Source organism: Paenibacillus sp. 2TAF8, assembly GCF_052114825.1.
Taxonomy (GTDB): domain Bacteria; phylum Bacillota; class Bacilli; order Paenibacillales; family Paenibacillaceae; genus Paenibacillus.
In genome coordinates this window covers 37,871-63,613 of record NZ_JBFRFN010000009.1, presented here as the reverse complement: position 1 = coordinate 63,613, position 25,743 = coordinate 37,871, and the positions used below count along the sequence as shown (strand labels likewise).

Genomic DNA, 25,743 nt, shown 5'->3' with positions numbered 1-25,743 from the left:
TCAAGAATTAGGATTCAGGCTCTTTCCTTCCCCCATGTGCTGATCCGTGTTACAGTGGCATCCACATACCGCTCTTCTAAAATCTCATCTCAGCATACTGTGTTCCCTGTGATCTCTACGATCCTTCCGGTCAGCTTCCTCCATTCTATGGATGTACCGTTGCAGTGCTTCTTTATGCGTCTCCAATTCATTTATTCTTGTGGATGTTCCGCTTAGGAAAGATTGCATTTTAAATCCTAGCGTGGCTGCAGAATTTCCAGCCCAATCTTGCTCTAGTCTGCTATGTATTGAACGCATCTTCTGCTCCTGCTGCATTAAGCGCTCCTGCAATTGCTCACATTGCTGAACGGCTCTTCTAAGATCGGATAAAGATACCGATATTCTTCCCATGTTACTTACCTCCTGTTAAGAATTGATCTGCTTGAACGAAATCTTCATGCTTACGTTCAATGTATTCTGCAATCTCGCTGATCGATTCCTGATACCAACGGTTAATTCGTTCTAGTGTCGCTGTAGCTTCGTAAGCAATCGGGGTAAAGGAATGGCTTTCACTTGTGGAAGTATACGCCTCGAACATCCGGATGGAAGCTTGTGCATCATTGGAGAATCCGTCCAGACTAAGGCGCATTTCCCTAGCTGCTTGCGCCAGCTCCTCCGGTGTCAATCGGATTGTACCGCCACCTTGACCTGACTTCCCATAGGCGGCAACTGCTATTAAGGGCGCCAACGCTCCGCCAAAGAGATTTGACAAGGCCACCTGTGATTCCTGATAAGTATTCCAGCGTGGTGAGATATCAATTTGTTGCCCCGTGGCACGATCAATAAGTGGACCGACCAAGTTCCCCTGTTGATCAAACTGATATTGGTTCATGGAGTGATAGCCTTTACCTTCTTTTTTAGAAAATGAGTCCATCAATCGAATAATATTGCCGACCTGAAACTTGTCCAGATCAATATCGATTGGGAAATTGTATGTAACTAGTGGGCCGCTGGGTCCCATCGGGCGAATAGGCAGCATAAGCTGGAATTGCAGTCTCCAGTTTTGGTACATCGCATTGGCTGAGTCAAAATCCTGGCCTTTGTAGTACGTGCTGCCAACATGCCTGTCATATTCAGAAATCCCTCCTGCACCTACTGAATCGTTAGGATGAACGATGTTTACCACTTTTTTATCATAGTAACCTTCATTTACCTTCGCCAAGCTTGCATCGTCCAGCAAATTAGTTACACTCGGAGCACTGTATGTCATGGCTGGCAAATCCTGTCGTGCTGCCACATATTGCGCTAAACCACCTCCAAGCGAATGTCCTGTAAGAGAAATACTTGCGTCAGGATATTTTGATTTAATCTGTTCATAAAGTACTTCCGCCTGATGGAATTGGTTATTCTGCCAATCGATATCATCCTTAATCGATTGAATAAAACTTTTCTTAAAAATGTTATGATGATTCGGGTCAGTTACGGCATCCTCCAGTTCTCTGGTACGTCCACCTAAGACATCAAACACGTCTGTTTCGTAATCAGCCGCTATCCCCAGCCAGTTCCCATCCGGCTCCGTTCCACGGTAACCGATGACAATCTGATTCGTTTGATTGTTTTGGAAGACAACGGAATCGAAACCCGACACTTTATTGTGGAGCTCAGCACCTTCAGGTTCAATGACTTTCCATTGTGCATATTCCCCCTCCTCTGTAAGCGGTGTGCCGGCAGAAATGTCCCTCTGATAAGCAAAGTTAGATATTTTCTGGTATAACTCGTCGCTAATGTAACCGTTTTGCATAAATACCTCCTGAATTGAACATTTCAATATGATTATGTAAACTAGTGATAAATCAATCTTTATAGTATATTAATACCAGTCTAAGAAAGTAGAGGTGTCCCTTTTGAGAAAACCTTTCTTCCTGTTTGTAATCTTAATTATCTCATCTCTCTTGCTTGGAGCATGTGCCTCCAAAGAGGAGAAGGAGATTGTATCCTCCGCCGAGAAGTTCGCTGCAAATTATGTTCTCGAAAAATACGGTGTAACCGTTCATTTTACGGAGTATAGATTCTCTCCTCCCGATCTAAGCAAGTCGCTAGGCCTTCACGGCTATATTGAAGGCGATAAGAAAAAGAAGGTATTCGTTATGGTAAATTACGATCCATTAAGTGTGGAGACACTATCGCTTCCTGATGGAATATCCAAGAAAACAGATTCCAAATAGAGCGGTGAAGTATATTTTTCAAACTACCAATCTAAATAAATGTTTTGAAAATATAGGGAATATATGGATTGTATCTTTCGTCAATTACATCTGTCAACGTTCACGGCAACAATAAAATGAAGAAATAAATGCAATCTACATAATAGAATTACTGTTTTCGCAAATTATGATATATCTCTGTTTGAAGAAGTTATCTACTAACCCAATACATTTTGATCTACATAAATAGGGGAGCCATAATATAGCTCCCCTTCAACCCAACAACGCCTGCTCAATCTGATCCACAATACCATTGATCCCCATCGGTCCATAACACCCAATCCATGTCGCTGCATCCACCGAATGCACACGCTGCTCTTCTCCCCCACTAAGCATTCCCAAAACCCTCTCCTCTGTCGCCGATATCCCATCCTGCATAAGCTCATTACTCAGCAGAAAGTAGTGACTCGCCTGCACTGCAGGTAATCTCTCAACCGAGATATGATAGGCTGTGTCGGAGGTATCTGCCACAAATAGCGGAACGGGCAGACCTAGATCGCGGTACAGCACAGCCCCTGTGCGATGAGCAGCGGAATGGACGCGAACGAGAGAGTCCAGCGGACGGATCAGTGCCACACTTTTGCCTGCCAATACTGTAGCTAATCCCTCAGACAGCAAAGCCGTTCTGCGAAGATAGCCCGCAATAATCTGCTTGGCCTCTGCTCGTTTGCCTGTCAGTTCACCGAACAGACTCAGGATCGTCTGCCAGTTTTCGTTACGTTTGAACATGAGCACTGGAGCCCCCCCACTTAATCGTTCAAGATACTGTTCATGCACCTCGGTGCAGATAATCAGATCCGGTGCAAGTCTTTCTACCGCTGGCAGATCGGGATATTCATATGTACCTAGTAATTCGGTGTGCTGGAGTCCTGCCCGAAGGGACTGGGGGAAAGATAACACGCTGCTTCCCAGTCCAACACTTCCTACCGGGGCCAAGCCAAGCGCAAGCAAATGATCGGCATACTGCACATCGAGAACAGCGATACGCTGGGGTGTTTCAGTTACGGTGTACTCCCCTTGCATATGACAGATGACCGGGCCTTGGGCTGATTCATAGGATGAAGCTGTGCGGTTTTGCAATAAGGCATTCGCATAGTCTGCATCCGTTCTCGAAGCGGCGGCATGCCGATAATGTAGCGGTGGGACGCCAACATATTTTTTAAACGCTCTGCTGAAATAATACATATCCCGATAGCCCAGCTTGTCCGCAATTTCTCCTATGGAAGCATCCGTATGACGCAGCATGCGTGTGGCACTTTCCATACGTAGCTGAATGACGTACTCCATCGGTCCGAGCTGCTTTTCTTGTTTGAAACGGCGCTGCAATTGTCTTACACTACAACCCGCAAGGGCAGCCAGCTCTTTCAGCTCCAGGTTCTGACGATAGTGCGACGCAATATAGGAAGCGACCACATCCACCATATCGGACTCCGCTCCCCCCTGACCGCGTTCATATGCCATGATCAGTTCGTAGATCATACCCTGAAGCAAGGCGTTCGCATAGAATCGTTCCAGTCCTTCGCCGCGGCGCCATTTGACCACGGTTTTCTCGGCATTTTCGATCCATTCGGCATGGGCTGCCGAGTTCTGCACGAATGATCTGCGCAGCGGATGTTTACGATACGAGGGCACAACAATAGAGGCTCCCTCCATGGAAGAAGCCTTGTACTTGATCACTATATAATGAATGTCCTCTGATCTGGCCGTCAACGTGTAGGATGATCCCTTCACCGCATGACAGGCAAAAGAAGCTCCAATGTGGCAACCCTCGCCATCCATTGCAAGCTCCCCTTCCCCTCCGTATGCCAGCAGCAGCATATTAGAAGTTACATTTGTTTCGTGCAAAACGCTGCCTGTCTGCAAAGTACCGCTATATCCGTCCAGCATCTTGATTGCTGTATCGCTCCAACCACTTGTCTGTTCTTGCAGCGGCATTTCTCTCATCTCCTGACAATCGCATAGGTATAATCATTGCTGTTGTCATTGTAGTTGAGATTCTTTCTCATTGTCAATTTTCGGACTCGGCACGGCTCTTCGTCATGCAACTCACCCAGAGCAACGGTACGGACATTATGTAGGAAACGAATATTCAGTTGTTAGGAGAAGCTTCATCAATATTGATCAAACTCTCGTTAATCACAATCCCTATCCAAACCCTTAATAGTTTTAACATATTTTTAACTTGTATGTATAACAATTACATGTATAATAGTGGTAATTGAGAGGAGGTGAATACAAATGAAAAAATTAGAGATTAAAGAATTGATTCTTAAATCAGAAAAACTGGCTAAAGTTAATGACTTGTGGTACTTTGTCCGATCTGGAGAAGGTGCTTGGATCATAGGTTCAGGAGGCGGAGCCAAGTAAAATGGCTTTATTGAATCTATGATTCTTAAAAGCTAAAACTCAAATTAGTGGTTGAGTCAATTAAAGCTCCAAGCTTCTTCATCCATTTTGGTACATAACATACGGGAATTACTCATGTGAGCTCTGGCACAATTTGCGCCTGAAGACTGCCAACCACTAATGATGAGGTCTGGCTATTTTACTGGAAATTATTTTAGTAGGAGTTTCGAGATACTGTGTATGAAATAGTGCTTTTACATCTCACTTCATTTAAGAACGGTAGAAAGGAAATGTTCATGTATAACAATGCGGTAATAAACCTGGGAGCGAAATGTAATGCAGCCTGCGCCCATTGCTGCTTTTCTTGTTCTCCAGCCTCCACTCAATCTATGGATCCAAATTACATAAGACAGCTTGCCCATGAATTGGCTGAAAATAAAAAAGTAAATTTGATTTCATTTACAGGTGGAGAGATTTTTTTGAACTATCCATTTTTACAAGAGTTATTAGAGATCATTAAACCTCATCAGAAGAGAATCACCCTTATTAGTAACGGCTTTTGGGGCATCAGTAGAAAAAAAACAGAACAGTATTTTAACGACATGGAGTATTACAATGTGACTAATCTAACCATAAGTTATGATGAATTTCATGAACCATACGTTAAAGCTGATGCCATTAAAAATATACTGGAATGTAGCAGAGACTTCTCTAGTACGAGCGTGGCGCTAAATATGGCTGTAACAAAAAGTAAAATGTCTAATCGTATATTAGAATATATGGGAGAATCTTTGCTTGGGATCAGAGTGACAAAGTTTCCACTCATGCCAGTTGGAGAAGCAAAGCATGAAGACCCGGACAGCTTTCAACATATTTATAAACTCAGTAACGAAAGGAGTTTGTATTGTCCTGGATTTGAAGTCGTGTATCATTTTGACGGTCAAATATATCCTTGTTGCTCGCCAGCAGTATTTGATACCAAATTGCATTTGAGAGAAAGCATGGACCAAACGTTTGACAGAACCATTGAAAAATTAAACTCCAATCTTTTATTTTACATTATGCGAAAGGAAGGATTTAAATGGTTCATTGATACAGTTCAGAGCAACCCTGAATTTAATCACATTGAGATCCCAGAACAATTTTCATCCATATGTAACATCTGCAACATTCTATTTAAAACAGAAGAGAATATTGATTTGTTAACACCATATATGATGAATTATTACGAGAGCATGGTATGAAGCAGTGTTTTACGTTTGAAAACGAAGAGTATGAAATTTTTGTAGAAAACGAAGTGTTTGTTAAAGATAAGTGCAAAAAAGAATTTTATAAGACAAGCATTATCAATTTGGATGAAACTTTGAAAGAGCAGTTGAGCGTATATAAGAGTAAAATTAATTCTGTAAATTTCACCATTTACATCACACTCTTTTTAGTACTGCTTGTGTCTAATCTTTATTTTATTCATTTTTTCGGTTATACATTTCCTAGATTTGAACATAACTTAAAGAATTATTCTATTTTTGTTTCTTACATGATTTTCAATGTCTTTATTCATGAGCTAGGCCATATAAAATCCATGAATTTTTTCGGAAGAAAACATAACAAAGTTGGATTCAAAATGAACTTTTATGTTTTTCCTTCTTTTTATGTTCAACTAAACGATATTTATATGTTATCCAAAAAAGAAAAGCTCATTGTTCATTCAGCAGGAATTTATATCAATTTATTCATTATTTTAACGATCCAGATCATCAATACGTTATTCTTGAAAATGAATATGTTGTCGGTATCCTATATTTTCTTCTCTTTAGCTTTATTATGGAATGTAATCCCGGTGCTGAACTCTGATGGATACAAGATTTTACTTACAATCCTAAATAAAGATGAATTTGAAAACTCCAAGAAAAATCATTTCATTATTAAAATCATTCAGATTATTGGGGTATTACTCGCCATACGTTCAGTATTATTGTGGTTTTAAGAGAGGAGCAATTCATGCCATGGTTTTAGATATAAGTGGCTATACGTTAAAAATCAAAAATAATCTCTTGCTTGATCACGCACATTTACATTTTCAACCAGGGGGTGTCAATCATATTGTAGGGAAGAACGGTGTGGGGAAATCCAGACTGGCGAAAGATTTTATTCTAAATAAGAGCGGTTTTTTCCCAAAACACTTGTCCTCAAATCTGACCGTAATCTCAAGTTATTCTAATATACCTGAAGATATTTCCGCCAAATTGCTTTTTAAGATATTAATTAAAAGATATGATCGGATGATGTTGGATCAGCTTAGTGATTTATTGAATATTGAAAATATCCCATCCAACATTCTCATTAAAAATCTAAGTGATGGACAGAAACAGAAGCTTAAGCTGGTATCATTTCTTTTAGAAAATAAGGAAATGATCATACTCGACGAGATCACTAATTCTCTAGATAAAACAACAGTCAATGAGATTCACCAATTTCTTAACATTTATAGCAGACAGCATCCAAACAAAATCATATTGAACATCACTCACAATTTATCAGATCTCAAAAACATCGAGGGAAGATACTTCCTCTTTCAAGACAAGAAGCTAGTGCAATACGAGAACAAAGATCAACTAATAAAAATATATATTGAGGAATAATGACTATGATTGAATTTGCAAAAAGCCTATTTAATAAAGTATTTATGTTTCTGGCACTTATTTTTTTGTTGTCGTTCTTGATCGGTTGGTTCCTTCCTATTGGTCTTGATAAAGTTACATTCCTAAGTTATCGAGAGTATCTCTTCAGTACCTATACTGTCTTTACTCAATTTGGATTTTTAATGTTCTCGTTCATCATTGCTTTCTTCGTGAATAAGGAATATTCGAATAAAACCATTCTGTTTTATAGGCTGTTATCCTATGACAGTCTTAAATTCTTCTTGAATAAATTTGCCGTACTTTTTATTGAATCACTTATTTTAATCACCATATTCCTTTCCGTTGTATCTATGGTGTACCAGGATTTTAGTCTGTTTTTGCTCATGGTATTTTTGTTGACGTCTGTAGTCACACAATACATTCTTATCATTGGAACGATCAGTTTGCTTTCATCTAATATCTTGATGAGTATTGGTTTAAGTATTTTATACTGGATATTGAGTGTCGTTTTAGTAGCCAGTTCGGATAAATTAACATATGTTGCCGTTTTCGACGCTTCGAATTACCTTTATAGACACATCAACCAAGTGTTTGCACAAGGAAACAGTTTCATTTCTTTAAGCAATGTATTGACGGTTATTGTGTATAATCTTATCTTATTTTTAGTGAGTGTTCTGATCGGTAAACTGATGAACAAACGTTGGTTGAAGCTTGGAATCGACTAAAAAGTTGATGTACAAGTTGGAATTTGGGGCAATCTGATATGAACTTTTTTTACACAATTATGTGGATTGTCCCCTCTATAACAGGCAAAAGAAGCTCCAATGTGGCAACCCTCGCCATCCATTGCAAGCTCCCCTTCCCCTCCGTATGCCATCAACAGTACACTAGAAGTTACATTTGTTTCGTGTAAAACGCTGCTCTTGCAGCGGTATTTCTCTCATCTCCTGACAATCGCATAGGTATAATCATTGCTGTTGTCATTGTAGTTGAGATTCTTTCTCATTGTCAATTTTCGGACATTTGAGACAATATTCCCCTGACATCTGATAATAGAAACAGCAGGTAAGCCGCTCACTTTTGGCAACATGTACATCGTCCTTACAATCGGTGAAACGGGTCAACGGATTCTTCCTCTCACCAAACACTTGCCCGGACGCCACCTGCGTCAGATAGGAGAAGTCCTCTCGAATGATCTGACGTTCCTGCTCCGTCTCACCTTCATCAGGAGCGTACAGTCGCCCGATCCGTACCATGATATTCTCCCAGAGAATGCTCATCGAAAGAGGCGCAACCGCAGCCAGTGTCTTTAACAGAGGTGTCAGCTGTACCGCAAACATCTCCTGAACCGCCTTTTCCCGCCATGCGTGCCTGTCTCCCGTTAATTCCTCAGCCCGAACCCCGTTCACCGCTAGAAAAGGAAACCGTGTACCCTCCTCATGCTCTTCGAGCTTCGGATGATACAGAAAGGTGTTCTCCAGCTCAAACGTCACATGCTGATGATGGAACGTCATCGCAGTCACGAGCGGAGTCGTCCATAGATAGCCAAGTCGCTTGGCTAACATGGAAGCGGCAACCTTCATGTCTGGTGCATCGATATAATGTTGAAACCAGCTGATATACTCTCGGCACGCCTCTTCGTCATGCAGCTCACTCAGCGCAATGCTACGGACACTATGTTGAGGCGGCTCGCCAAGCAAAATCGAATGATCCTCCACCGTCTCTTTCCATACGTCTGTCGAGAGATATCGGTTCATATTAGTTCGATCCGAGCAGGGCTTCCGAAGCCTGATCTACAATCAGATTAATCGCAAGCGGTCCGTAGTACGCGATCCATAGCGTGGAGTTTACGTCATACGTGCGGTTATTTTTTACAGCATCAAGAGATTTCCATACCGGGTTATTCACCATCGCCTCTGCTTCTGCCGCAAACAACTCATCGGACAGTACAAAGTAACGATCTGCTCCAATCTCAGGCACTTTCTCCATCGAGATTTCTACGGAAGTATCATCCTTGATTCCTTCAACGAGTGCAGGCATTTTCAAGCCCAGATCATTATACAGAATGCCACCTGTGCGGTGCTCAATGCCATGAACACGGATGCCTTCTTTACGCGGACGAATTAGTGCTACCGTCTCATCGCCCAGCTTCTCCGCCAGTTTCGTTTTCATTCCTGCTACTTTCTCTTCATAAGCTGTGCGCACTTTCTCTGCTTCGTCCTGCTTGTCTGTAATCTTAGCTACTGTAGCTAACGTATCACGCCAGTCTTCGTAGAAATCCAGTACCAGGGTAGGTGCAATTTTGCTTACACTCTCATACTGTTTCTCCTGGAAGTCGGTCATGATAATCAAATCTGGATCTAAGGCAACAATGGCTTCCAGGTTAGGCTCGTCCCGTGTACCCAGAACTTCAACGCCACTTGCCTGATCGCCTAAGTATTCTGGGAAATCAGTGTTCCCTCCAGCGATAACACTACCTGCCGGCTTTTCGCCAACGGCTAACATCTGATCCAAAAACTTAACATCCAGCACGGCAACTTTCTTCGGTTTTTCGTTTAGAGTGATGTCACCCTTCATACCCTTGATCGTTACTGGAAAAGCGCCGTCGGTCTTTGTCTCTGTACTCGCAGGTGTCTCCGCTGGTGTTGCCGCGGACTGTTTACCGCTATCTTTACCTGTTCCGGCACCGCAAGCCGTCAGTACTAAAATCAGGGCTAACATCAAGCCTATGAGTAATCGTGATTTGTGAGCAACATAGCCTTTATTTGCGGCTGCTTGCCCGTTTGTTCCTTGTTTCATCTGTAAATCCCCCTTATGTATACTAGTGATAATGATTTTCATTATCGAAACATAAAGAGAGTATATACGATCTGTGTATCGTGTTACCATGTACTTTTGCGACATTTCAGTCGGACTAATGCGACATCATAATTCATGTTTTACCTATCCACTATGCACCTTTTAATTTCTCAGCAATATAAGCCTGTAGACGGTAAATGTCTGCAAGAAGCTCTTCTTCCTCCGGCGTATTGCCATACTCCCCCAGCCAGCGCGGTGTGCGGATATGCCAATCCTCTGTCAGGTATTGCTTCTCATCGCGATACTCTAGAATATGTCCCAGGAAATATTCCAGTGAGCCGAAGGATTGCTTTCCTTGATCGTTAATGATGGATTGTGCGCTCTCAATGATGGTATGTAACCTTTGTTGAATATGCTCTTCTGGATTCATAGTGGATCTCCTCCAAAGGAATATTTTTAAGGATTCATATCCAGATTTCGTTCAAGCATTGCCCCTATACGTTCAGCCATCACGGAAGGTGGGAGAGGTCTTTCCTGTGTAAACCACCATTCCACGACCCCAATGATCGCTCCACCCACAAACTGAACCTCCACAAGTTGATCTTTCATGAATTCGGTGTTCATAACGCCTGGATCGCTCTCGTTCCCATTCTGTAATTCATCGATAAAAAAGTCCAGAAACTGCTTACGAAAAAAAGAACTGCCTTTACTCTCCAGCAATGCGGAGAAAAATAAAAAATGCTTCTCAAAATAGTCAAACCACATGAATACCATGTTGTTATAACCCATGTCCATCTCCGTAGATTCACAGATTTCATGCAAATTCTCAATATGCTCTGTGATGAGTTTATTCAGAAGATCAAATTTATCTGTGTAATGAAGATAGATCGTTCTGCGGCTGATATCCGCTTTGCCTGCAATGTCCTGGATCGTAATATGATCAAATTCTTTGTTCATCATCAGTTCAATAACCGCCGTTTTGATCGCTTCTTGGGATTTGCGTATCCTTCGATCCACCTTGACCACTTCATATCACCCTTTTTCTTCATTGTTAATACGCACTTTCAAACATCTGTGCACAATTGCACGCAATCCAGCTTTTTAGCCATTGTAAGATTTATATTTACGTATACCATTATACACAGACGATCAATAATACACTACTGTGCACTAATTCACAGTAAGAAATGGAGTTTAACCATATGAAAATTGCAGTCATTGGGGCTACCGGAGGAACGGGAAAAAAAGTAATCGAACGCGCCCTTACATTAGGGCATGAAGTTATTGCCGTTGCTCGTCGTCCCGAAGCCATTGCTCCAATAGAAGGACTTACAGTTAGGAAAGGGGATGTGTTCGATTTACCTGTTATGATTCAGGCGATTTCAGGGGCAGAAGCTGTCATCAGTTGTATAGGCCCTCCTATTAACGGATCATCCAATTCCGCCAAGAAGGGCTTAGATAATCTCAGTGCCGGTTTACGTACAATGAAGGCTAATTTCTCACCAGGCACAGTCATGTCTGAAGGAATTCCAAATATCATTACGGCCTGTCAGCGTACAGGGGTTACACGTATGGTGATGCAAAGTGGCATTAATTTGAGTGATGGCAGAGAGCTATCTTATGTAAACAGTCTCGCCGTGCGTCTGATGCGCCGTATTTTTTGGAAGGCCATTCAGGATAAACGTATTGCGGAACAAGCACTCATCCAAAGTGATCTCGAATGGGTCATCATGCGTGCATCCGTGCTTCAGTATGCGGAAGGGAATTCGGAATATACGGCTGGCCCACTCGCTCGCATCAATCCACTTGCTGCACTTCCTTTTGCAGATTGTGCGGATGGGCTAGTACGTGCGGCAGTCAGCCAGCCCGATTGGACCGGAAAAATTGTGAATATAGGGAGATAAGTCGTTCGGATTGGAGGTTCGTTCAATTTCTTATATACTCTATGTAGGCCTTTGTTTACAACCAAAGAATCGATGCCCCAATAATGATGGAGACATCGATTCATATCATCTAACTATGGGGTGAATCATGAGTATGCAACTAAATAGGAAGTATATTACTATAGTGTTCACTGTTGCCATTATTGCTTTTCCTATTATAATTGGATTCTTTATGTTAAACAAGGTTGTCGATCCGGAAGAGATTATGGTTACCAAGACTGAAGTTTCTCCTGAGCTTATTACGATACAAGGTGGATTTGGAGACAGTATCAGCAAATATCACGGTTACAACGTCTCACATCATGATCATTCACTATTCATTCAGATCAAAGGCAGCAAACTTCCGATTAGAGGTCATAAGGACTTCAACATTTCGTTCTCTAATACTTATGGGAATATTAATGAAATCTACTTAGAAGGGCAGGACAACGCTAAAAGAAAGATTTGGCCCCAGCCCTGACTTTCATGTGAAGCCAAGTTGAGCTTAGCTCTACATGGTTACTTCTGGGTCAATTCCATATCCCATCCATAATAGACATAAAGGATGCCTGCATTCCCTTCGCTCTCACCACCGCACTCCTATTACTGCACCTGCTTTTCGACCAACTCTTGTTTGATTCTGCGAATCTGGTTGAAGTGGTTCTGCACATGAGCAACAAAAGCCGGAATGATCGCGGTCAGAGATACCGTCTCACCTTTGAAGTTAATACCGGTTTTCTCCCATTCTTCGTCGCTCAGCCGCTCCAGTAATCCTGAATTGTACTGCACCAGACCATTAGCAATCGTGATCAGATGAGAGATCTGCTCTTCGTTTGCTTTTTGTCCCGCAACCCATGCATCCTGATTAAAACCAAGCAGCGTCGCCGGTGATCCCGCTAATATTTCCCGGATGCGGAAGGAAACGACGATACTGTGGTCCACCAGATGTGCCAGTACTTCGGTAACACTCCAGGAGGATGGAGTAGACTTCCACTTTAACTGCTGCTCGGTCAGACCTGTAATCTCCTGTTCAATCTCTTCATAAGCGTGTACATATGCCGATATCATTGCTTCTATCTTCACTGTTGTGTTCCCCATGTTTACCGCTCTCCGATCTATATAAGTTTAACTAAAATACGGATGATAGGAATAGTTATGCTTACACCAGTTCCCCTGTAAATGCTTCTTTCAGCAATTGAAACGAGCGGATTCGTTGTTCAAAGTCAGGAATAATCGTTGTAAACACAAAGCTGTTCACGCCATATTCCTCTGACAGCTCAAGCAGTCGCTTCCGCACGGTTTCCTTGGTCCCGCGTGTAATGTCCGCTTCGCGCTCAACCGCCGTATACGTTTCTCCCGCCTGTCTTGCGAATTCCGCTGCCTGCTCCAACGTCTGCACATTCACCGTTTTGCCACTCGCTAGCGTTGCACGTACCGTTTTGTGCTGTCCCGCTAGCGCATTCGCCTCTTCTTCCGTATCTGCAGCTATGACCGACAAAGCCAGAATGGCTTCAGGCTCTCCGCCATGTTCAGTATTAAACTGCGTGCGATACGTATCCAGAGCGGTTCGTGCCGTTTCAGGATCACTGTTGATAAACAGCGCGAACGCATAAGGTAACCCCTGTTTGGCTGCGAGTTCCGCACTGGAAACACTTGTGCCCAGCATATAAACACGTGCCGGCTGTCCCGGTAACGGATGTGCGGTCAGCCCTGGCTGTGCATGGGTTTCACTTGCCGGAGCGTTCAGAAAGTTTCTCAGCTCCACCAGTTTGTCATCCAGCGTTTCCGGATCGGCGATTCCCTTTTGCAACGCCTTTGTGGAACGAGGCAAGCCGCCTGGAGCTCGCCCGATCCCTAGTTCAACCCGTCCCGGAGCTAGTGTCGCGAGCACATTGAAGCTCTCAGCTACCTTATATGGGCTATAATGCTGGAGCATGACACCACCGGAGCCGATCCGAATCTTTTGAGTCTGTGCCAGCAAATACGATACAATTACTTCTGGCGATGATCCGGCAACACCTTCCGAGTCATGATGCTCCGCTACCCAAAATCGGTCATATCCAAGTGACTCTCCGAGCTTCGCCAGTTCTACGGTATTTTTCAACGCCTCCGCAGCCGACTGGCCCGGAAACACAATACTCTGATCCAAAATCCCTAATGTAAATGACATCTCTCTTCCCCCTTGGATATTCCTTCTCATGTTTCTGATCCCGTTTTCTTATATGGAATATGCAGTATCCGGTGTAATGCGTTTGAGAAACTGCTTCGTCCGTTCTTCCTTCGGATAGCGGAACAGCTGCTTCGGTTCTCCTTCTTCCACAATGACCCCACCATCCATAAATACAACGTGGTTCGCCACTTCCTGGGCAAAACCCATTTCATGAGTCACGATGATCATCGTTATGCCTTCCTCTGCAATCTGGCGAATAACCGCCAGTACCTCACCTACAAGTTCCGGGTCCAGCGCCGAAGTCGGCTCGTCGAACAAAATAACCTCTGGATTCATCGCCAGCGCCCGGGCGATCCCGACACGTTGTTGCTGTCCACCTGAAAGCTGACTGGGGTAAGAATCGAGCTTGTTTCCGAGACCTACCTTTTCAAGCAAGGCGACACTTCGCGTCCGCGCTTCCTCTTTAGCCACTTTGCGCACAGCCACAAGTCCTTCCATTACATTTTGCAGCGCTGTTTTGTGGCGGAACAGATTATATTGCTGGAATACCATCGCTGATTTTTGGCGTAAGGCATGGATGTCTTTTTTGGCGTGCTTGCCGTAATCCAAGGTAAAATCACCCAGTGTGATATGCCCGGAATCCGGTTTTTCCAAATAGTTAATGCAGCGCAGAAGCGTTGTTTTGCCTGATCCACTAGGTCCCAGAATCGCAACGACCTCTCCGCGCGCCACGTTCAGATCAATTCCTGACAGCACCTTATTGTCTCCGAAGCTTTTGTGTATTTGCTTGAGTTCTATCATGACACGCCTCCCCGGTTGTACGACCTGAACCGCTTCTCTGCCACTGCGGTTAGTCTTTCAATCATGATGGTCAGACCCCAGAAGATGAGGGCTGCCGCCACATATGCCTCAAAAAATTTCCAGTTGGTCGATGCGACAATCTGCGCCTTGGCGTTAATCTCCACCACCGATACCGCAAATGCCAGTGTAGAGCCATGCAACATGCCAATGAGCATATTTGAAATGTTGGGTAGACTGGCTGCAAAAGCCTGCGGTAACACAATTCTGCGCAATGCCTTCGTCGCTGTCATGCCCAGTGAATACGCAGCTTCGATCTGCCCGCGATCCACCGCGAGCAAGCCGGATCTGACTATCTCTGACGCATAAGCACCCGCGGTAATTGAGAATGACAGGTAAGCAAAGCCGATCAATGGAATGGACGAGGAGTTGAACCCGAGTCCAAGTGATGAAGAAACACTGTCAATAATCATCGGTAGACCGAAATAGATCAGTAGCAGATGTGTAATCATCGGTGTACCGCGTATAAACGTGACATAGGCCGTTCCAAGCTGACTTAGTACAGGAACCCGAAACTGGCGGAGAAGCGCCACCGCTGTGCCGATGATAAAACCAAGCACCACCGAGACCACCGTGATAGCCAGTGTAGTTGGGATGACACCGAGAAGTTGCACAAACGCGGTCCATACAAAGGAAGCATCAAAGCTCATATCGGAGCAAACCCCCTCTTCTGCACTTTCCGCTCAAGTACATGGAACACCCTCTCCAGCACAAAACTCAAAACAAAATAAATGAGCGCCAGCGAGATATACGCTTCAATAAAATGACGAGAGATCGTTGCCAGTGTAGACGATTTGCCCGTCATTTCCATGACACCCACACTGAACGCAAGAGATGTATCCTTCAAGCTGCCAATCACCATATTGGCGAATATAGGCAATGCCGTCACATAGGCCTGCGGCAATACAATTCGGAAGAACGCTTGCGGGCCAGACATGCCCATGGCATAAGCAGCTTCGACCTGACCCCGATCCACAGAAGCGACTGATGCTCGAATCATCTCTACCATAAACGCTCCGCTATGGAGCGAGTAAGTCAGAATGACAAAGTAAATTGCAGGTGCTCGGTTGGCATTAATACCGAACAAGCCCAAAATTTCCGGCACACCGTAATAGAACAAAAACAGTTGAATCAAGATCGGTGTTCCGCGAAAAAAAGACACATACAGCTTAGACAGCTGTTTCAGCACCGGAATATTGTACATCTGCGGCAGTGCCGCGATGGAGCTGATGATTAGACCAAGCACCATTGCACTAACGACAATGAGAAGCGTAGTACTGATGGTGGGTAGAAGTTTTACAAAGTAGTCCATGACATAACTGAATTCAAATGGTGCACCCATCGCTGCGACCTGCCTTTCGTCTACGTGTTATTTGGTTTCTGATTGCGTAGCGTCAAAGCCAAGCCATTGCTCACTCAGTTTCTTCAATGTACCGTCTGCCTTGATTTCCTTGAGTGCTTCATCGATTCGATCAGCGAGCTTCTGTTCTTCAGGATCATCCTTGCGGAACATAAACAGGGTGTCCGATTCACTGAGTGGAGGCCCCACCAATTTCAGATCGCCACTCGGATCAACGAGTGGAAGCGTAAAGTCCGCCGCTACAAATGCTGCAACGCGTCCAGCCTTCAGCTGTGTGATGGAATCGTTCGCCACACCGCTTGAATACACAATATCAAGTGCATTGTCGTGTTCCTTGTTGTAGTTTTCCAGCAAAATGGCCTGGGCACTGGTTGCTGTCGTTAACACTTTTTTACCTTTCAAGTCGTCAATGGAATGAATCGTATTGTCATCTTTGAGAACCGCGATTTTGTTCTTCCAATGGGAGTAAGCTTCTTTATTGAATAAGTATTTCTGTTCGCGCTCCGGGTTTTTCTCCATCTGATGTGCGACCATGTCAATCTTGTTGGTTTCGAGGCTGAGCAGCAAGTTCGTGAACTCCATCGTCTGTAGATCAAACTCGTAATCATCCAGTCGTTTATCAATTTCTCTGACGAGTTCTACATCGTATCCCGTCAGCTTGTTATTTTCGTCAATAAAAGCGACATTCGGAAATTGCGTGCCTGTTCCCACAATAATCTTGGTTGGTTCTTTCGCTCCGCCAGCTCCCGATGCTGTCTTCGTGTCTCCCCCGGTACTGCATCCTGTGAGCGCCAATACGATTGCAGTTGTAAGTGTTAGAACAGACCATTTTTTCATGTTTTTCTCCCCCGTTATGTGTGCGATTATTTTAAACCACTAATTCTTACATGTTAACTAGGAATTAATTGATCTAAAAATAGCATTCCAACAGGAACATCGTCAACGGGTTTACTTATAGAACAATTCTATATATAAATAAAATATTCAATAGGTGCGATTACACCTCACCTTAGTCATACTAAGAGTATCCACTTGCTATAATATAGACGACTTCTACACTAAACCTGATCATTATCGTTATCTAACGATGATCTTGGAGAAACAAGAAAAAAACCTAACGCAGAATCGTTAGGTTCAACATGTCTAACATTCTTATGAAACTATAATTAGACGCCCCTTCTCCTTCACTTATCTTCTAGTTATCTTCTAATTATCTTCGACTTAACTTCTTAAATGCCGAGTACTCTTGCCCGGAGTTCATATAACTTAGTATTTTTTCCGCACATGCCGCTTTAACTGAGCCCTTCTCCTCTTAATATATCCTTTGAAAATTGGTCCACAGCGAGCCAGGTAGACACATCTTCTTCTTCATACTTCTTCCAAGCGATTACAACATGAATGTCACATATTTCATCCGATTCCATCTGTGACATGGGCACACTAATCCCTTTTCCAGAACTCAGGATGTACCCTTGTGCTTCTACATCAATACCTATACCAAAGGATTTTGGAATACGATCCCCTTGGTTTTTCCTCCCCATTAACAGGGCTCCGTCTTGTGTACCAATATGTAACTGATAGATTTGATTGTTATATTCAATTGCTTCGAGTCCTTCTCCAGTATCCGATCCACAGCTTGTCCAGTTATATCCCTCTTTCCACAAGGCCGTGAAGTTGCACTCATCAATCTGGTGCCCACTCTTCGGTTGGATTCTGAAAACAGCTCCCCAGCATTCTTCTACTGCCTGATCGCAAGCAAGTTCTACATCCACTCTACAAATCGCGAGTTCGCAGTCCCATGAGTCGTAGAATACTTATACAACCATCCACCGTTGTTGAGCTTGGCGCAATCTGTTGCAAGATAGGATTGGTTTGAGACCGAAAGTGAGAATTCCACGGTGCCCAGAGGTGTACATATAGACGGCATCGCAGGCATCGCCTGTTGAACGATGGTTTCTTTTCCATGAAAAAGCTTCATGTTCTCTCTCCTTTGAATTGTTGCTTCACTGCCATCATTCATTCCAAAATTCAATGATTTTCTGGTTTACCAGATCCGCTTGCTCGTGGTTAATCGCGTGACCTGCATCTCGAATGATCTCATAATTCAACTGGTTGCGCTGTAGCTTATGTATCGCTTTTGGATAGTTAGAGAGGATGTCATGTTCCCCTATCAGAAACTTGGCCTTTCCTACCAGTGTGGCAAGTTCCACATCATCAACAAATTGTATCCGGTGTTTCATCATAGACTTGTTGTTGAAATACTTCAGCAAATAAGTCCAGTGTCGCATCAATTCTTCATTCTCGGCAAAGACCGCATAGTTAGGGCCGCATAATTTTCGAAGCAGCTTCTTACAATTTTTTTCCGACGGGAACAATGCTTCAGGCATAAAGGCTTTCATCATTTTAGACATCACTTCAAACGTACTCGATGAAATTCCGCCTGCCAGACACATCGCTTTTCTGATTCTGTCAGGTCTTTTTAGTGTGTAAAAATAGGACAGATATGCACCATAAGACACGCCGCAAATATATGAATTGTGGAGCTGAAAGGCATCCATGATGTCATCCATCCATCTCACCTGATCGAACCGTTTGAAATAGTCGGCGTTCGGCTCACTTTTCCCCGATCCTCCAATCGAATCAACGGCTATGACATAGAACTTCTTGGATAGCTCGTTCATGTTGTACACCCACATCATTGCCGCATTATCCCCAGTGCCATGGAAAAGTAACAAGGAAGGGTTTTGCGGATCTCCGGCAGTAATCACATGTGTCTGTCCAAAGCTCGTTTTAATAAATTCCTCTTCAACATGAACATCATACGATTGCAGCAGCTTGTCATACGACTGGTAGATGAGCTTTCTTCCTTGAGGTGATTTATATCGCTCCATTAGGCACCATTTCCCTTCCCTTTACATGGATGCTTCTCTTTCCTTTTTAACATATTGTCTAAAATAATTCCTAAACACATCATAGATTTCCTGCACTTCAAGGATCTCTTCTTGGAACTTTTCCTGTATTTCTATTCTTTGTTTATATTCCAGCTCGATGTTAAATTCCTCGGCCTCATAATGAGTTAATAATTCAAAAAAGTACTCACAAGGCTCTTTCACTGCTTCACAACCGTCAGCATACTGTCCAGCTTCCATCAGAAAGCTGGCCCAGGATAATTCTCTCCTGTCGTATTTTATGTACAAACAAGCAATATACTGATCAAAATGTGTATGATTATAATAAGTACAAAAAGGTTCGGAGTGGATGTATTTGTTAACGATCTCAATAGCCGCACCTTGATATCTCATCGTTGCTAATTCAATGATCCAATACGGCGGTTCCTCGTATTCCATAATAATGTCATCACAAAACGGGTGGAAGTGCTTGTACCAGATTAATTTACTCTGTAGCATAATCCCCAACTTACAAGCAAACTCTTTGGTAAGTTCAATCTTCATACATATACTCCTTCTGTAAGCTTGAATAGGATTAACGCTTGCCTATGAATAATTTCGTCTGAGTCCAATGAAGATTATAACCATAACGGTACAACTCGAAGTATGGATACAGGCAGTTTTCTGCTTCCTGCAGACCTTCATAACGGGGCCATTGCAAGTAATAGGCTACCCAATAGTCACAAGCAATTGAATAGTAGGCTTCGCTGAGGATTTCAATCGCTTCATCGTAGTCTCTACGAGAGCTAAGAAGGTCTCCGAGGGCTTCGTAAATCGCCTCGCTATCTTCTTCGTCCGTGCCTTGGATGGCTCTTTGCTCTAACTTTCCAAGCTCACCCTGTGGTAACACAACAACTTCCTGCACACAGGCTAGCTCTTGTAACGCTTCCTTAGTGATATCCGCTGATTCGTCATCTTCTGGCACCATAGAGAACAGACTTTTCAAGCCTACAATGAGCTCCAGACCCAGTTTTCGTAACGTTTCCTCGGAAGCAACCTCATATCCGCCATTGAAATAACCGGGCACGTATTCGCCGGTGAAGTCCTCCGGATTCAACATCACATAGATCGGACGTAGTCTGTTCAAGAAAAGCTGGCCCTCTGGAATCGGCTCAAATACTCGTTCAACACCTGCACCCGACGGCATAAACCACTGAAAAAATCCGTACAGATGCTCTGCTTCAAGCTGTTCGCCATCTTCTGGCATAAACTCTTCTCCACCCATAGCTAAACAATAGCGGCCATATTCTTGTTGATCCATACATACCCTCTCCCCTCTTTTTCGGGCAATCCTACCACTCTCTCCATTCTTCCGTAATATCTTCACCCTCCTTGATGTGCAAACCAGCCAATCTAGCTGCCTTGTCGATAAAATCAGCCAGTTCCTCACGTTCCATCGTTTCAATAAAATAATCATGGGCTTCATTCATTTCATTGAAGGTGACCACAACTTTTTCTACAGACTTCATAATCTGCTCGGCATCTTTCGTTCCTTGTAATGCGAATAACTCGTTTAAAAAGTAATCCAGCACTTGTTCCGACATTTGTATTCTCTCTTCTGTGAACATATCGTCTCCATCTTCGACCATTCTTTTACTCCAGAGTATCGTCGGTTTGTCCTGAAACAAGTTAGGCAGTGTCATTCGAGCTATTCCCTCCAACCTCAATGTTATCTATATTTTACCTATAACCAAGATGACGTACTAACTCCCCTGTCGAATCACTTTTTCCTTATTCTTGCCAGAGCCTTCTCACTTTCTCTAAGGTTAGCCCGTCGAATTGTAATTGGTAGATATCCGGTTTCGTAGTCTGGTTCATAAAATGCAATCCGTAACTTGGATCGAATTCATTCATTATTAACGTCATGACATGTCCGTGTGTGCCGATCGCTATATTTCCCCCCTCATATTCTTCTAAAATCTGCTTCATGACACTCACAGCCCTATGCTGGCAGACTCTGTTCGATTCTCCTCCCGGTAATGCGTAGTCAGGGTCATCAAACATCTTCTGCTCAGCAGATGCAAAATCTTCATCCGCCACAACCCCATCGGAAAAATGTCTTTCTCGCAAATCTTCCATGAGCTGGATTTCTAACCCTAGAACCGTTGCAACTCCCTCCAAGGTTAAAACAGCTCTGGCATAAGGACTTGAAATGATGGTATGTATTCCTTCTTCCTTTAATATCTCTGTTACTTTAGCTGCATTCTCCCTGCCCTTCAAGGTAAGTTCTCTCGTTCTTTCCGTTCCTTCATTGTACGGCGACTCGGCATGCCTAACCATATAAATGATCGTTTTCATAGGTTCCTCCTTACATAATCGATCTGGATAGACATCAATGGCCCAATAGGTCTTAACATTTATATATGTCAAGATGCCTCACCTTGTCTATTACAATAATATATAATAGAGTATCTTTAGAGTTTATTTCCATAAAAGGAGAATTAACACCTATGAGAATAAAGCTTTTGGTTCTGACTCTACTTATCTTCTTATCCTTATTAGCAGGCTGTTCTAGTATGTCTACCTCACATAAGCAACGTATTGTAGAAACGGCCGCCCCCATAAGTGTTCAATATATAAAAAAGTATTATAATGCGGACTTTATTGTAACCAGTCACGATATAGATGCCCCTTACATTCATCCACGGCTATACCTGTATGGTTACATCAAGGGACATGAGGATGAACATATTACCATTTACTACGATTACTATACACATGAAGTTTCTAGTGTAGGAGGACCAGGCTGGTTTATAGATAGTCGAAATCCGAAAAAGGATGTACCTTCACCTTAAAATAATCTGCATAGAAAGGCTGATATGATGCCTCTTTTCACAAAAAAATACGTACTTTTCTCCATATTGAGCATGCTCGTTATCTCTATTGCTACTATCGGAATTGTAAATGTTCAATCCAAACCGGATCAAACCGTCTATAACGTAGTCAATCTTCCTGCCAACTCCATCACCTTCAGCGAAGTGGAAAAGCTGCATGAGTTTGCTGAATTAATCGTGATTGGTTACGCAACAGATGAGTTTGCGGATCGCGAACATGTCATAACTGCATTTGATGATGGAACCATGGAATCCTTCCACACCAACACCACTATCAAGATTAAGCAAGTCCTAAAGAAACCTGAGGATTTCCCTGCAGATCTAACTCAATTGACAGTTATTGAACCTGTCACCCTGGAAGGGAATGTCAAGTACACAGCAAATGATTATGTAGAACTGAAGAAGGGTGAACCAAGTGTGCTTTTTTTACTGAGAAATTCCTATGGTAACTATGGTTTGATTAATGATAATTTAGGTAAATTCAGCTTGGAAGGTGTCAGCCAGAGCAGTTTACCCGAAACCGCCACAGCACAACAATTATACGATTACCGAATATTTCGGAATGCCGTCTTGAAGAAGTACAACCTGGACTAGGGTTATCACGACGGATTTCACAAGCGTTTATCCCGATCATACTCCATCAATTTCTCCTCAATGAACGCCCATGCGCTGTTCAGATCTCGGTGAACCCAATCGATGTCGTCCATAGGCTCTTCACTATATTCTCCCAAAATCAATGTTCGTATCGCCTCTTCCGATTGTTCGCCTACAACAAGTGCTACTGGAAAAGGGATTCTCCCAGACTTGGCTTTACCGATATCAATAACACGCTCGATCAGATCGCCCCATTCGTAGACCAGCTCACTAAAGTCCAAAATCAAACCGTCTGGTTCCCAGGCTTCCACTACTGCTTCTCCGATGGCACACATATAAATAGCATCTGAATTCCCAGATGAACCAAAACCATACTCACCCATGAATTTCAAGATCATGATGCTACAGTAATTAACGGCTTGGGAATCTCCCATATGCACTTCATATTTCAAATCACTAAGCTCTTCCAGCTTCAACTGCTTGGTTACAATGTCCATAATATCCTCCATATATATAACTCCATATTACTCTTCTATCCGAACCAGAAAATCACGCGTACATCTTGAGGCTCTCCTAACACGGAAAGCTTCGGGATCGTTTCATAAATAAAATCGGAACATACCTGTTTAACCTCTCTATATTCCATAAACGCATCACAATAAAAGCGCTCGTCCCAATTGAACTGCATAAGCTCTTCTAACAAGAGCCAGCTGTGGTCATAGAAGTCATCTTTACTCTCTAATGCCACTTGAAGCAGCTCGGGAGAAAGATCAGCCGGAAGACCTCGCGGGGCAGCTATAAACTTAAGATTACGGTCATTTCTGGTATTGGACAAAATACCAAACAAATCGTAATTTCTCACTCCACTGTAGAATTCATATCGATTGCTCTGTATGAGTGGAGCAGAACGTTCTTCCGGGTAGAGATGGTAATTGGGATTGACCTTCCAGTGATCCTCACTAACCCAACGGGCACTATCCTTTAGTTCTTTTTCACTTTTTGGAATTTCGATCAAGCTGCCATTCGCCCACTCATACTCTCTTCGATAATATCTTTTCTCTACATAAAACCAAATATCTGTCCCCATAACTCCTCCTGAACCATACTGCGACTTTTGTCGAATCATCGATTTCTATCTCTTTTAATATCTAATCGCTGAACTCAGTCATGATGAACTACTCTTTTTTCATATAATTATAAACATTAAAATCATCATACTTCACATAGAACCCTTCCTTGATAAGCTTCTGTTCTTCCTTATCAATTCCAAAGGAAAAAGCTGCGCCTGGCCCAAGTCCTGTCTGACCTACTGCAATTTCTTTCCCATTCTTATCGTACAATTTCATATTTGTATCCATACGAAAAATAAATATCGTTACCTCTGTTTACCACATCCAGTAGCAGATTGGAGTTGTGGATCTCGGCTGCTTGGATATCTTTTTTCATGGGTTCATCGACGTTAAACGTGATCCATTCCGGTTTCACAAAAATTTCAACAGGAATATGTTCTGATCTCAGCGTGACGGTATAGCCATCTTGGTTCAAAACCTTTTCTGCTATTGCCTCGCTTGTGTATTCTGACTTGTAATACTGATATATAAATATCGCAGCTACAATCACAATAACCGTTGAAAGTAATGCCCGACTTCTGTTGTTCATATCTGTTCCTTTCCAATTCGGTGCTTATCTAAGACTACACGCCCATCTCTTCAGCGATTTGAATTAAAGCTGCTGCGGACTGCTGCTGGCCAATCAGTTCATACTGTAGCGCCTTTCCGTTGCTTCCAGCCTCAATCCAGATTAACCGATCCGTTCCGTGATTCGAAAAATAAAATGCTTCCGCGTCCCGAACGCGTAGTGGTTTCACCTGAGACAATTCATCTTCTGACAGGTAAATTCGGCTTTTGGTTGTCCCAAAAATGTGAAGGGTCAGTTCCCCTTCTCCTTGATAACAAATTCGGACACCTACAAGTGTGTTGTTTGGATGCAAATCGCGGATCACAACCTGTTGTCCAGTGGTTCTGCTCTCTTCAGCCATAGCTTCAATCTCATCCGGTGTCAGATTATTGAATCCATAATAGACCTGAATGCTCTCAACCCCCGCACGGGCCGGAAATTGTGGCTGCCACTCAGTCAGCTTTTGCTTCAACTGCTCCAGTTCGTGCTCCCATTCAACGGCAGCATAATTCGTCTGCTGAGTGAACTGGTGCTCTCCAGCATTTGCAATATAAATGGCCTTTCCGTCACCGGGTTTCAGATTGCGTATAATTTGATCTACGACGTAATCACTCTCCTGAGATTCCATCTGAATTCTACCAAGAAAATCACCGCTCTGACTCTTCATATCCATTCGTGATCACTCCTCAGATTTGATATGTATCAATCATTCAGATCAATGTACCTGCCACCTATTGAATTACATATTTAGTACAAATCCTGTTTTCTTACCTTTTCTAAAACCTGCTTTCTCATAAAAGTGATGCACTTCTTCTCGCTGAGAACCCGTCATTAACATCAATTTATAACAATGATTTTGCTCGGCGATATCCTTGGCCTTCTCAATTGCCAGCTGACCAAAACCCTGCCTCCTGTAATCCTTATGTGTTATTACATTTTCGATCAATCCATAGGGTCTGGCATTTCTAGTCAGATTTTTAATCATGACTACAATACAAGAAGCAACAAGTACATTTTCATGTTCCACAACAACAATGTGCATGTTCTTGTCCTGCAGCATTTCAGCCCAATGATCATCCAAACTTTGATCTCTGTTTAGTTCAGGATCATTCGGTTGAAGAAACGTATACAGCAATAACAAATCCTCTAATTCATCTTCACGAATCAAACGAACTTGAGTCATGCCACCTCACCTTTCTACAAAATCAATCGATCTTTTATACTAAAAACATGACATTTTCTCTCAATCTTGTCAATTCATCATACTATATTGTATTTGTGCAAGTATATCTTGTAAAAGGTGAAGCGGGCACGGCTGTGCAGTGACAGGCCGCGTAAGGGTGAGGTGCT

35 protein-coding genes are annotated in these 25,743 nt (G+C 43.0%); 9 read left to right on the top strand and 26 right to left on the bottom strand.

What is annotated here, in order from left to right:
* Positions 1-84 precede the first annotated feature (84 nt).
* Positions 85-390 (bottom strand): WXG100 family type VII secretion target, encoded by a 306-nt coding sequence (locus AB4Z30_RS15165; protein ID WP_441927760.1) that lies wholly within the window; start codon positions 388-390, stop codon positions 85-87.
* Between the two features lies 1 nt (position 391).
* The gene (locus tag AB4Z30_RS15160) at positions 392-1,780 is read right to left on the bottom strand and encodes a lipase family protein (protein ID WP_441927758.1); all 1,389 of its coding nucleotides are present in this window, start codon (positions 1,778-1,780) and stop codon (positions 392-394) included.
* 103 nt (positions 1,781-1,883) lie between these two features.
* On the opposite strand from AB4Z30_RS15160, the gene AB4Z30_RS15155 reads away from it, so the two are divergent.
* Complete coding sequence (locus tag AB4Z30_RS15155) at positions 1,884-2,204, top strand: DUF1433 domain-containing protein (RefSeq protein WP_441927756.1); 321 nt, start codon at positions 1,884-1,886, stop codon at positions 2,202-2,204.
* A gap of 252 nt (positions 2,205-2,456) precedes the next feature.
* Here the strand turns inward: AB4Z30_RS15155 and AB4Z30_RS15150 are convergent, their stop codons facing one another.
* Positions 2,457-4,178, bottom strand: coding sequence for a helix-turn-helix domain-containing protein (locus tag AB4Z30_RS15150; protein ID WP_441927754.1), 1,722 nt, complete (start codon positions 4,176-4,178; stop codon positions 2,457-2,459).
* A gap of 303 nt (positions 4,179-4,481) precedes the next feature.
* Between AB4Z30_RS15150 and AB4Z30_RS15145 the strand changes: the two genes are divergently transcribed.
* The 4 genes from AB4Z30_RS15145 to AB4Z30_RS15130 all read left to right on the top strand — a co-directional run bounded on the left by AB4Z30_RS15145 (position 4,482) and on the right by AB4Z30_RS15130 (position 7,231).
* On the top strand, positions 4,482-4,610 hold the full coding sequence (locus AB4Z30_RS15145) for an epipeptide YydF family RiPP (protein ID WP_090921902.1): 129 nt from the start codon (positions 4,482-4,484) through the stop codon (positions 4,608-4,610).
* 275 nt (positions 4,611-4,885) lie between these two features.
* Complete coding sequence (locus AB4Z30_RS15140; RefSeq protein ID WP_090921900.1) at positions 4,886-5,833, top strand: YydG family radical SAM peptide epimerase; 948 nt, start codon at positions 4,886-4,888, stop codon at positions 5,831-5,833.
* On the top strand, positions 5,830-6,576 hold the full coding sequence (locus AB4Z30_RS15135) for a peptidase (RefSeq protein ID WP_441927751.1): 747 nt from the start codon (positions 5,830-5,832) through the stop codon (positions 6,574-6,576). The genes AB4Z30_RS15140 and AB4Z30_RS15135 overlap by 4 nt, the downstream gene beginning before the upstream one ends.
* Positions 6,577-6,595: 19 nt before the next feature.
* Complete coding sequence (locus AB4Z30_RS15130) at positions 6,596-7,231, top strand: ATP-binding cassette domain-containing protein (RefSeq protein ID WP_441927749.1); 636 nt, start codon at positions 6,596-6,598, stop codon at positions 7,229-7,231.
* Between the two features lie 980 nt (positions 7,232-8,211).
* On the opposite strand, the gene AB4Z30_RS15125 is transcribed toward AB4Z30_RS15130, so the two are convergent.
* The 4 genes from AB4Z30_RS15125 to AB4Z30_RS15110 form a co-directional block, all read right to left on the bottom strand.
* Positions 8,212-8,988: a (2Fe-2S)-binding protein gene (locus AB4Z30_RS15125; RefSeq protein ID WP_441927747.1), complete on the bottom strand. Its 777-nt coding sequence runs from the start codon at positions 8,986-8,988 to the stop codon at positions 8,212-8,214.
* A gap of 1 nt (position 8,989) precedes the next feature.
* Positions 8,990-10,030: an ABC transporter substrate-binding protein gene (locus AB4Z30_RS15120; protein ID WP_441927745.1), complete on the bottom strand. Its 1,041-nt coding sequence runs from the start codon at positions 10,028-10,030 to the stop codon at positions 8,990-8,992.
* A gap of 151 nt (positions 10,031-10,181) precedes the next feature.
* The gene (locus tag AB4Z30_RS15115; protein WP_441927743.1) at positions 10,182-10,460 is read right to left on the bottom strand and encodes a hypothetical protein; all 279 of its coding nucleotides are present in this window, start codon (positions 10,458-10,460) and stop codon (positions 10,182-10,184) included.
* Positions 10,461-10,486: 26 nt separating this feature from the next.
* Positions 10,487-11,047 (bottom strand): TetR/AcrR family transcriptional regulator, encoded by a 561-nt coding sequence (locus AB4Z30_RS15110; protein WP_441927741.1) that lies wholly within the window; start codon positions 11,045-11,047, stop codon positions 10,487-10,489.
* 185 nt (positions 11,048-11,232) lie between these two features.
* On the opposite strand from AB4Z30_RS15110, the gene AB4Z30_RS15105 reads away from it, so the two are divergent.
* Positions 11,233-11,934 carry an NAD(P)-dependent oxidoreductase gene (locus tag AB4Z30_RS15105; protein WP_441927739.1) on the top strand — a complete coding sequence of 234 codons (702 nt, stop codon included), beginning with the start codon at positions 11,233-11,235 and terminating at the stop codon, positions 11,932-11,934.
* A gap of 127 nt (positions 11,935-12,061) precedes the next feature.
* Positions 12,062-12,433, top strand: coding sequence for a hypothetical protein (locus AB4Z30_RS15100; protein ID WP_441927737.1), 372 nt, complete (start codon positions 12,062-12,064; stop codon positions 12,431-12,433).
* A 122-nt stretch (positions 12,434-12,555) separates the two neighbouring features.
* On the opposite strand, the gene AB4Z30_RS15095 is transcribed toward AB4Z30_RS15100, so the two are convergent.
* The 13 genes from AB4Z30_RS15095 to AB4Z30_RS15035 all read right to left on the bottom strand — a co-directional run bounded on the left by AB4Z30_RS15095 (position 12,556) and on the right by AB4Z30_RS15035 (position 21,586).
* Positions 12,556-13,050 carry a DinB family protein gene (locus AB4Z30_RS15095; RefSeq protein ID WP_441927735.1) on the bottom strand — a complete coding sequence of 165 codons (495 nt, stop codon included), beginning with the start codon at positions 13,048-13,050 and terminating at the stop codon, positions 12,556-12,558.
* 61 nt (positions 13,051-13,111) lie between these two features.
* A complete protein-coding gene (locus AB4Z30_RS15090; RefSeq protein WP_441927733.1) occupies positions 13,112-14,122 on the bottom strand; it encodes an LLM class flavin-dependent oxidoreductase in 1,011 nt (336 codons plus the stop codon).
* 48 nt (positions 14,123-14,170) lie between these two features.
* A complete protein-coding gene (locus tag AB4Z30_RS15085) occupies positions 14,171-14,923 on the bottom strand; it encodes an amino acid ABC transporter ATP-binding protein (RefSeq protein WP_434752309.1) in 753 nt (250 codons plus the stop codon).
* On the bottom strand, positions 14,920-15,630 hold the full coding sequence (locus tag AB4Z30_RS15080) for an amino acid ABC transporter permease (protein ID WP_441927730.1): 711 nt from the start codon (positions 15,628-15,630) through the stop codon (positions 14,920-14,922). Before AB4Z30_RS15080 ends, AB4Z30_RS15085 begins: the two co-directional genes overlap by 4 nt.
* Positions 15,627-16,322: an amino acid ABC transporter permease gene (locus AB4Z30_RS15075; protein ID WP_441927728.1), complete on the bottom strand. Its 696-nt coding sequence runs from the start codon at positions 16,320-16,322 to the stop codon at positions 15,627-15,629. Before AB4Z30_RS15075 ends, AB4Z30_RS15080 begins: the two co-directional genes overlap by 4 nt.
* A 27-nt stretch (positions 16,323-16,349) precedes the next feature.
* Complete coding sequence (locus AB4Z30_RS15070; protein WP_441927726.1) at positions 16,350-17,177, bottom strand: transporter substrate-binding domain-containing protein; 828 nt, start codon at positions 17,175-17,177, stop codon at positions 16,350-16,352.
* Positions 17,178-17,632: 455 nt separating this feature from the next.
* Complete coding sequence (locus AB4Z30_RS15065; RefSeq protein WP_441927724.1) at positions 17,633-18,112, bottom strand: hypothetical protein; 480 nt, start codon at positions 18,110-18,112, stop codon at positions 17,633-17,635.
* Positions 18,103-18,318 (bottom strand): hypothetical protein, encoded by a 216-nt coding sequence (locus AB4Z30_RS15060; protein ID WP_441927722.1) that lies wholly within the window; start codon positions 18,316-18,318, stop codon positions 18,103-18,105. The genes AB4Z30_RS15065 and AB4Z30_RS15060 overlap by 10 nt, the downstream gene beginning before the upstream one ends.
* 34 nt (positions 18,319-18,352) lie before the next feature.
* Positions 18,353-19,231 carry an alpha/beta fold hydrolase gene (locus AB4Z30_RS15055; RefSeq protein WP_441927720.1) on the bottom strand — a complete coding sequence of 293 codons (879 nt, stop codon included), beginning with the start codon at positions 19,229-19,231 and terminating at the stop codon, positions 18,353-18,355.
* A 21-nt stretch (positions 19,232-19,252) separates the two neighbouring features.
* Positions 19,253-19,792 (bottom strand): hypothetical protein, encoded by a 540-nt coding sequence (locus tag AB4Z30_RS15050; RefSeq protein WP_441927718.1) that lies wholly within the window; start codon positions 19,790-19,792, stop codon positions 19,253-19,255.
* 31 nt (positions 19,793-19,823) lie between these two features.
* The gene (locus AB4Z30_RS15045) at positions 19,824-20,549 is read right to left on the bottom strand and encodes a hypothetical protein (RefSeq protein ID WP_441927716.1); all 726 of its coding nucleotides are present in this window, start codon (positions 20,547-20,549) and stop codon (positions 19,824-19,826) included.
* A 31-nt stretch (positions 20,550-20,580) separates the two neighbouring features.
* A complete protein-coding gene (locus AB4Z30_RS15040) occupies positions 20,581-20,931 on the bottom strand; it encodes a hypothetical protein (RefSeq protein ID WP_441927714.1) in 351 nt (116 codons plus the stop codon).
* A gap of 88 nt (positions 20,932-21,019) precedes the next feature.
* Positions 21,020-21,586: a histidine phosphatase family protein gene (locus AB4Z30_RS15035; RefSeq protein WP_441927712.1), complete on the bottom strand. Its 567-nt coding sequence runs from the start codon at positions 21,584-21,586 to the stop codon at positions 21,020-21,022.
* Positions 21,587-21,804: 218 nt separating this feature from the next.
* Between AB4Z30_RS15035 and AB4Z30_RS15030 the strand changes: the two genes are divergently transcribed.
* Together AB4Z30_RS15030 and AB4Z30_RS15025 are read left to right on the top strand one after the other, a co-directional pair.
* Positions 21,805-22,083, top strand: coding sequence for a hypothetical protein (locus tag AB4Z30_RS15030; RefSeq protein WP_441927710.1), 279 nt, complete (start codon positions 21,805-21,807; stop codon positions 22,081-22,083).
* A 24-nt stretch (positions 22,084-22,107) separates the two neighbouring features.
* Positions 22,108-22,716: a hypothetical protein gene (locus AB4Z30_RS15025; protein WP_441927708.1), complete on the top strand. Its 609-nt coding sequence runs from the start codon at positions 22,108-22,110 to the stop codon at positions 22,714-22,716.
* A 17-nt stretch (positions 22,717-22,733) separates the two neighbouring features.
* Here the strand turns inward: AB4Z30_RS15025 and AB4Z30_RS15020 are convergent, their stop codons facing one another.
* From AB4Z30_RS15020 to AB4Z30_RS14995, 6 genes are all read right to left on the bottom strand, one after another.
* On the bottom strand, positions 22,734-23,225 hold the full coding sequence (locus tag AB4Z30_RS15020; protein WP_441927707.1) for a hypothetical protein: 492 nt from the start codon (positions 23,223-23,225) through the stop codon (positions 22,734-22,736).
* 23 nt (positions 23,226-23,248) lie between these two features.
* Entirely contained in the window at positions 23,249-23,803 is a 555-nt protein-coding gene (locus AB4Z30_RS15015; RefSeq protein ID WP_441927705.1) for a hypothetical protein, read from the bottom strand.
* An 88-nt stretch (positions 23,804-23,891) separates the two neighbouring features.
* A complete protein-coding gene (locus AB4Z30_RS15010; protein WP_441927703.1) occupies positions 23,892-24,062 on the bottom strand; it encodes a hypothetical protein in 171 nt (56 codons plus the stop codon).
* Positions 24,046-24,375: a hypothetical protein gene (locus AB4Z30_RS15005; protein ID WP_441927701.1), complete on the bottom strand. Its 330-nt coding sequence runs from the start codon at positions 24,373-24,375 to the stop codon at positions 24,046-24,048. The genes AB4Z30_RS15010 and AB4Z30_RS15005 overlap by 17 nt, the downstream gene beginning before the upstream one ends.
* A 34-nt stretch (positions 24,376-24,409) precedes the next feature.
* Positions 24,410-25,066 carry a hypothetical protein gene (locus AB4Z30_RS15000; protein WP_441927699.1) on the bottom strand — a complete coding sequence of 219 codons (657 nt, stop codon included), beginning with the start codon at positions 25,064-25,066 and terminating at the stop codon, positions 24,410-24,412.
* Positions 25,067-25,132: 66 nt separating this feature from the next.
* Complete coding sequence (locus AB4Z30_RS14995) at positions 25,133-25,576, bottom strand: GNAT family N-acetyltransferase (RefSeq protein ID WP_441927697.1); 444 nt, start codon at positions 25,574-25,576, stop codon at positions 25,133-25,135.
* Positions 25,577-25,743 lie beyond the last annotated feature (167 nt).

Coding starts and splice junctions, on each gene's coding strand:
- AB4Z30_RS15165 (WP_441927760.1), bottom strand. CDS start 390: ATGGGAAGAATATCGGTATCTTTATCCGATCTTAGAAGAGCCGTTCAG.
- AB4Z30_RS15160 (WP_441927758.1), bottom strand. CDS start 1,780: ATGCAAAACGGTTACATTAGCGACGAGTTATACCAGAAAATATCTAAC.
- AB4Z30_RS15150 (WP_441927754.1), bottom strand. CDS start 4,178: ATGCCGCTGCAAGAACAGACAAGTGGTTGGAGCGATACAGCAATCAAG.
- AB4Z30_RS15145 (WP_090921902.1), top strand. CDS start 4,482: ATGAAAAAATTAGAGATTAAAGAATTGATTCTTAAATCAGAAAAACTG.
- AB4Z30_RS15140 (WP_090921900.1), top strand. CDS start 4,886: ATGTATAACAATGCGGTAATAAACCTGGGAGCGAAATGTAATGCAGCC.
- AB4Z30_RS15135 (WP_441927751.1), top strand. CDS start 5,830: ATGAAGCAGTGTTTTACGTTTGAAAACGAAGAGTATGAAATTTTTGTA.
- AB4Z30_RS15130 (WP_441927749.1), top strand. CDS start 6,596: ATGGTTTTAGATATAAGTGGCTATACGTTAAAAATCAAAAATAATCTC.
- AB4Z30_RS15125 (WP_441927747.1), bottom strand. CDS start 8,988: ATGAACCGATATCTCTCGACAGACGTATGGAAAGAGACGGTGGAGGAT.
- AB4Z30_RS15120 (WP_441927745.1), bottom strand. CDS start 10,030: ATGAAACAAGGAACAAACGGGCAAGCAGCCGCAAATAAAGGCTATGTT.
- AB4Z30_RS15115 (WP_441927743.1), bottom strand. CDS start 10,460: ATGAATCCAGAAGAGCATATTCAACAAAGGTTACATACCATCATTGAG.
- AB4Z30_RS15105 (WP_441927739.1), top strand. CDS start 11,233: ATGAAAATTGCAGTCATTGGGGCTACCGGAGGAACGGGAAAAAAAGTA.
- AB4Z30_RS15100 (WP_441927737.1), top strand. CDS start 12,062: ATGAGTATGCAACTAAATAGGAAGTATATTACTATAGTGTTCACTGTT.
- AB4Z30_RS15095 (WP_441927735.1), bottom strand. CDS start 13,050: ATGGGGAACACAACAGTGAAGATAGAAGCAATGATATCGGCATATGTA.
- AB4Z30_RS15090 (WP_441927733.1), bottom strand. CDS start 14,122: ATGTCATTTACATTAGGGATTTTGGATCAGAGTATTGTGTTTCCGGGC.
- AB4Z30_RS15085 (WP_434752309.1), bottom strand. CDS start 14,923: ATGATAGAACTCAAGCAAATACACAAAAGCTTCGGAGACAATAAGGTG.
- AB4Z30_RS15080 (WP_441927730.1), bottom strand. CDS start 15,630: ATGAGCTTTGATGCTTCCTTTGTATGGACCGCGTTTGTGCAACTTCTC.
- AB4Z30_RS15075 (WP_441927728.1), bottom strand. CDS start 16,322: ATGGGTGCACCATTTGAATTCAGTTATGTCATGGACTACTTTGTAAAA.
- AB4Z30_RS15070 (WP_441927726.1), bottom strand. CDS start 17,177: ATGAAAAAATGGTCTGTTCTAACACTTACAACTGCAATCGTATTGGCG.
- AB4Z30_RS15060 (WP_441927722.1), bottom strand. CDS start 18,318: ATGAAGCTTTTTCATGGAAAAGAAACCATCGTTCAACAGGCGATGCCT.
- AB4Z30_RS15055 (WP_441927720.1), bottom strand. CDS start 19,231: ATGGAGCGATATAAATCACCTCAAGGAAGAAAGCTCATCTACCAGTCG.
- AB4Z30_RS15050 (WP_441927718.1), bottom strand. CDS start 19,792: ATGAAGATTGAACTTACCAAAGAGTTTGCTTGTAAGTTGGGGATTATG.
- AB4Z30_RS15045 (WP_441927716.1), bottom strand. CDS start 20,549: ATGGATCAACAAGAATATGGCCGCTATTGTTTAGCTATGGGTGGAGAA.
- AB4Z30_RS15040 (WP_441927714.1), bottom strand. CDS start 20,931: ATGACACTGCCTAACTTGTTTCAGGACAAACCGACGATACTCTGGAGT.
- AB4Z30_RS15035 (WP_441927712.1), bottom strand. CDS start 21,586: ATGAAAACGATCATTTATATGGTTAGGCATGCCGAGTCGCCGTACAAT.
- AB4Z30_RS15030 (WP_441927710.1), top strand. CDS start 21,805: ATGTCTACCTCACATAAGCAACGTATTGTAGAAACGGCCGCCCCCATA.
- AB4Z30_RS15025 (WP_441927708.1), top strand. CDS start 22,108: ATGATGCCTCTTTTCACAAAAAAATACGTACTTTTCTCCATATTGAGC.
- AB4Z30_RS15020 (WP_441927707.1), bottom strand. CDS start 23,225: ATGGAGGATATTATGGACATTGTAACCAAGCAGTTGAAGCTGGAAGAG.
- AB4Z30_RS15015 (WP_441927705.1), bottom strand. CDS start 23,803: ATGGGGACAGATATTTGGTTTTATGTAGAGAAAAGATATTATCGAAGA.
- AB4Z30_RS15010 (WP_441927703.1), bottom strand. CDS start 24,062: ATGAAATTGTACGATAAGAATGGGAAAGAAATTGCAGTAGGTCAGACA.
- AB4Z30_RS15005 (WP_441927701.1), bottom strand. CDS start 24,375: ATGAACAACAGAAGTCGGGCATTACTTTCAACGGTTATTGTGATTGTA.
- AB4Z30_RS15000 (WP_441927699.1), bottom strand. CDS start 25,066: ATGGATATGAAGAGTCAGAGCGGTGATTTTCTTGGTAGAATTCAGATG.
- AB4Z30_RS14995 (WP_441927697.1), bottom strand. CDS start 25,576: ATGACTCAAGTTCGTTTGATTCGTGAAGATGAATTAGAGGATTTGTTA.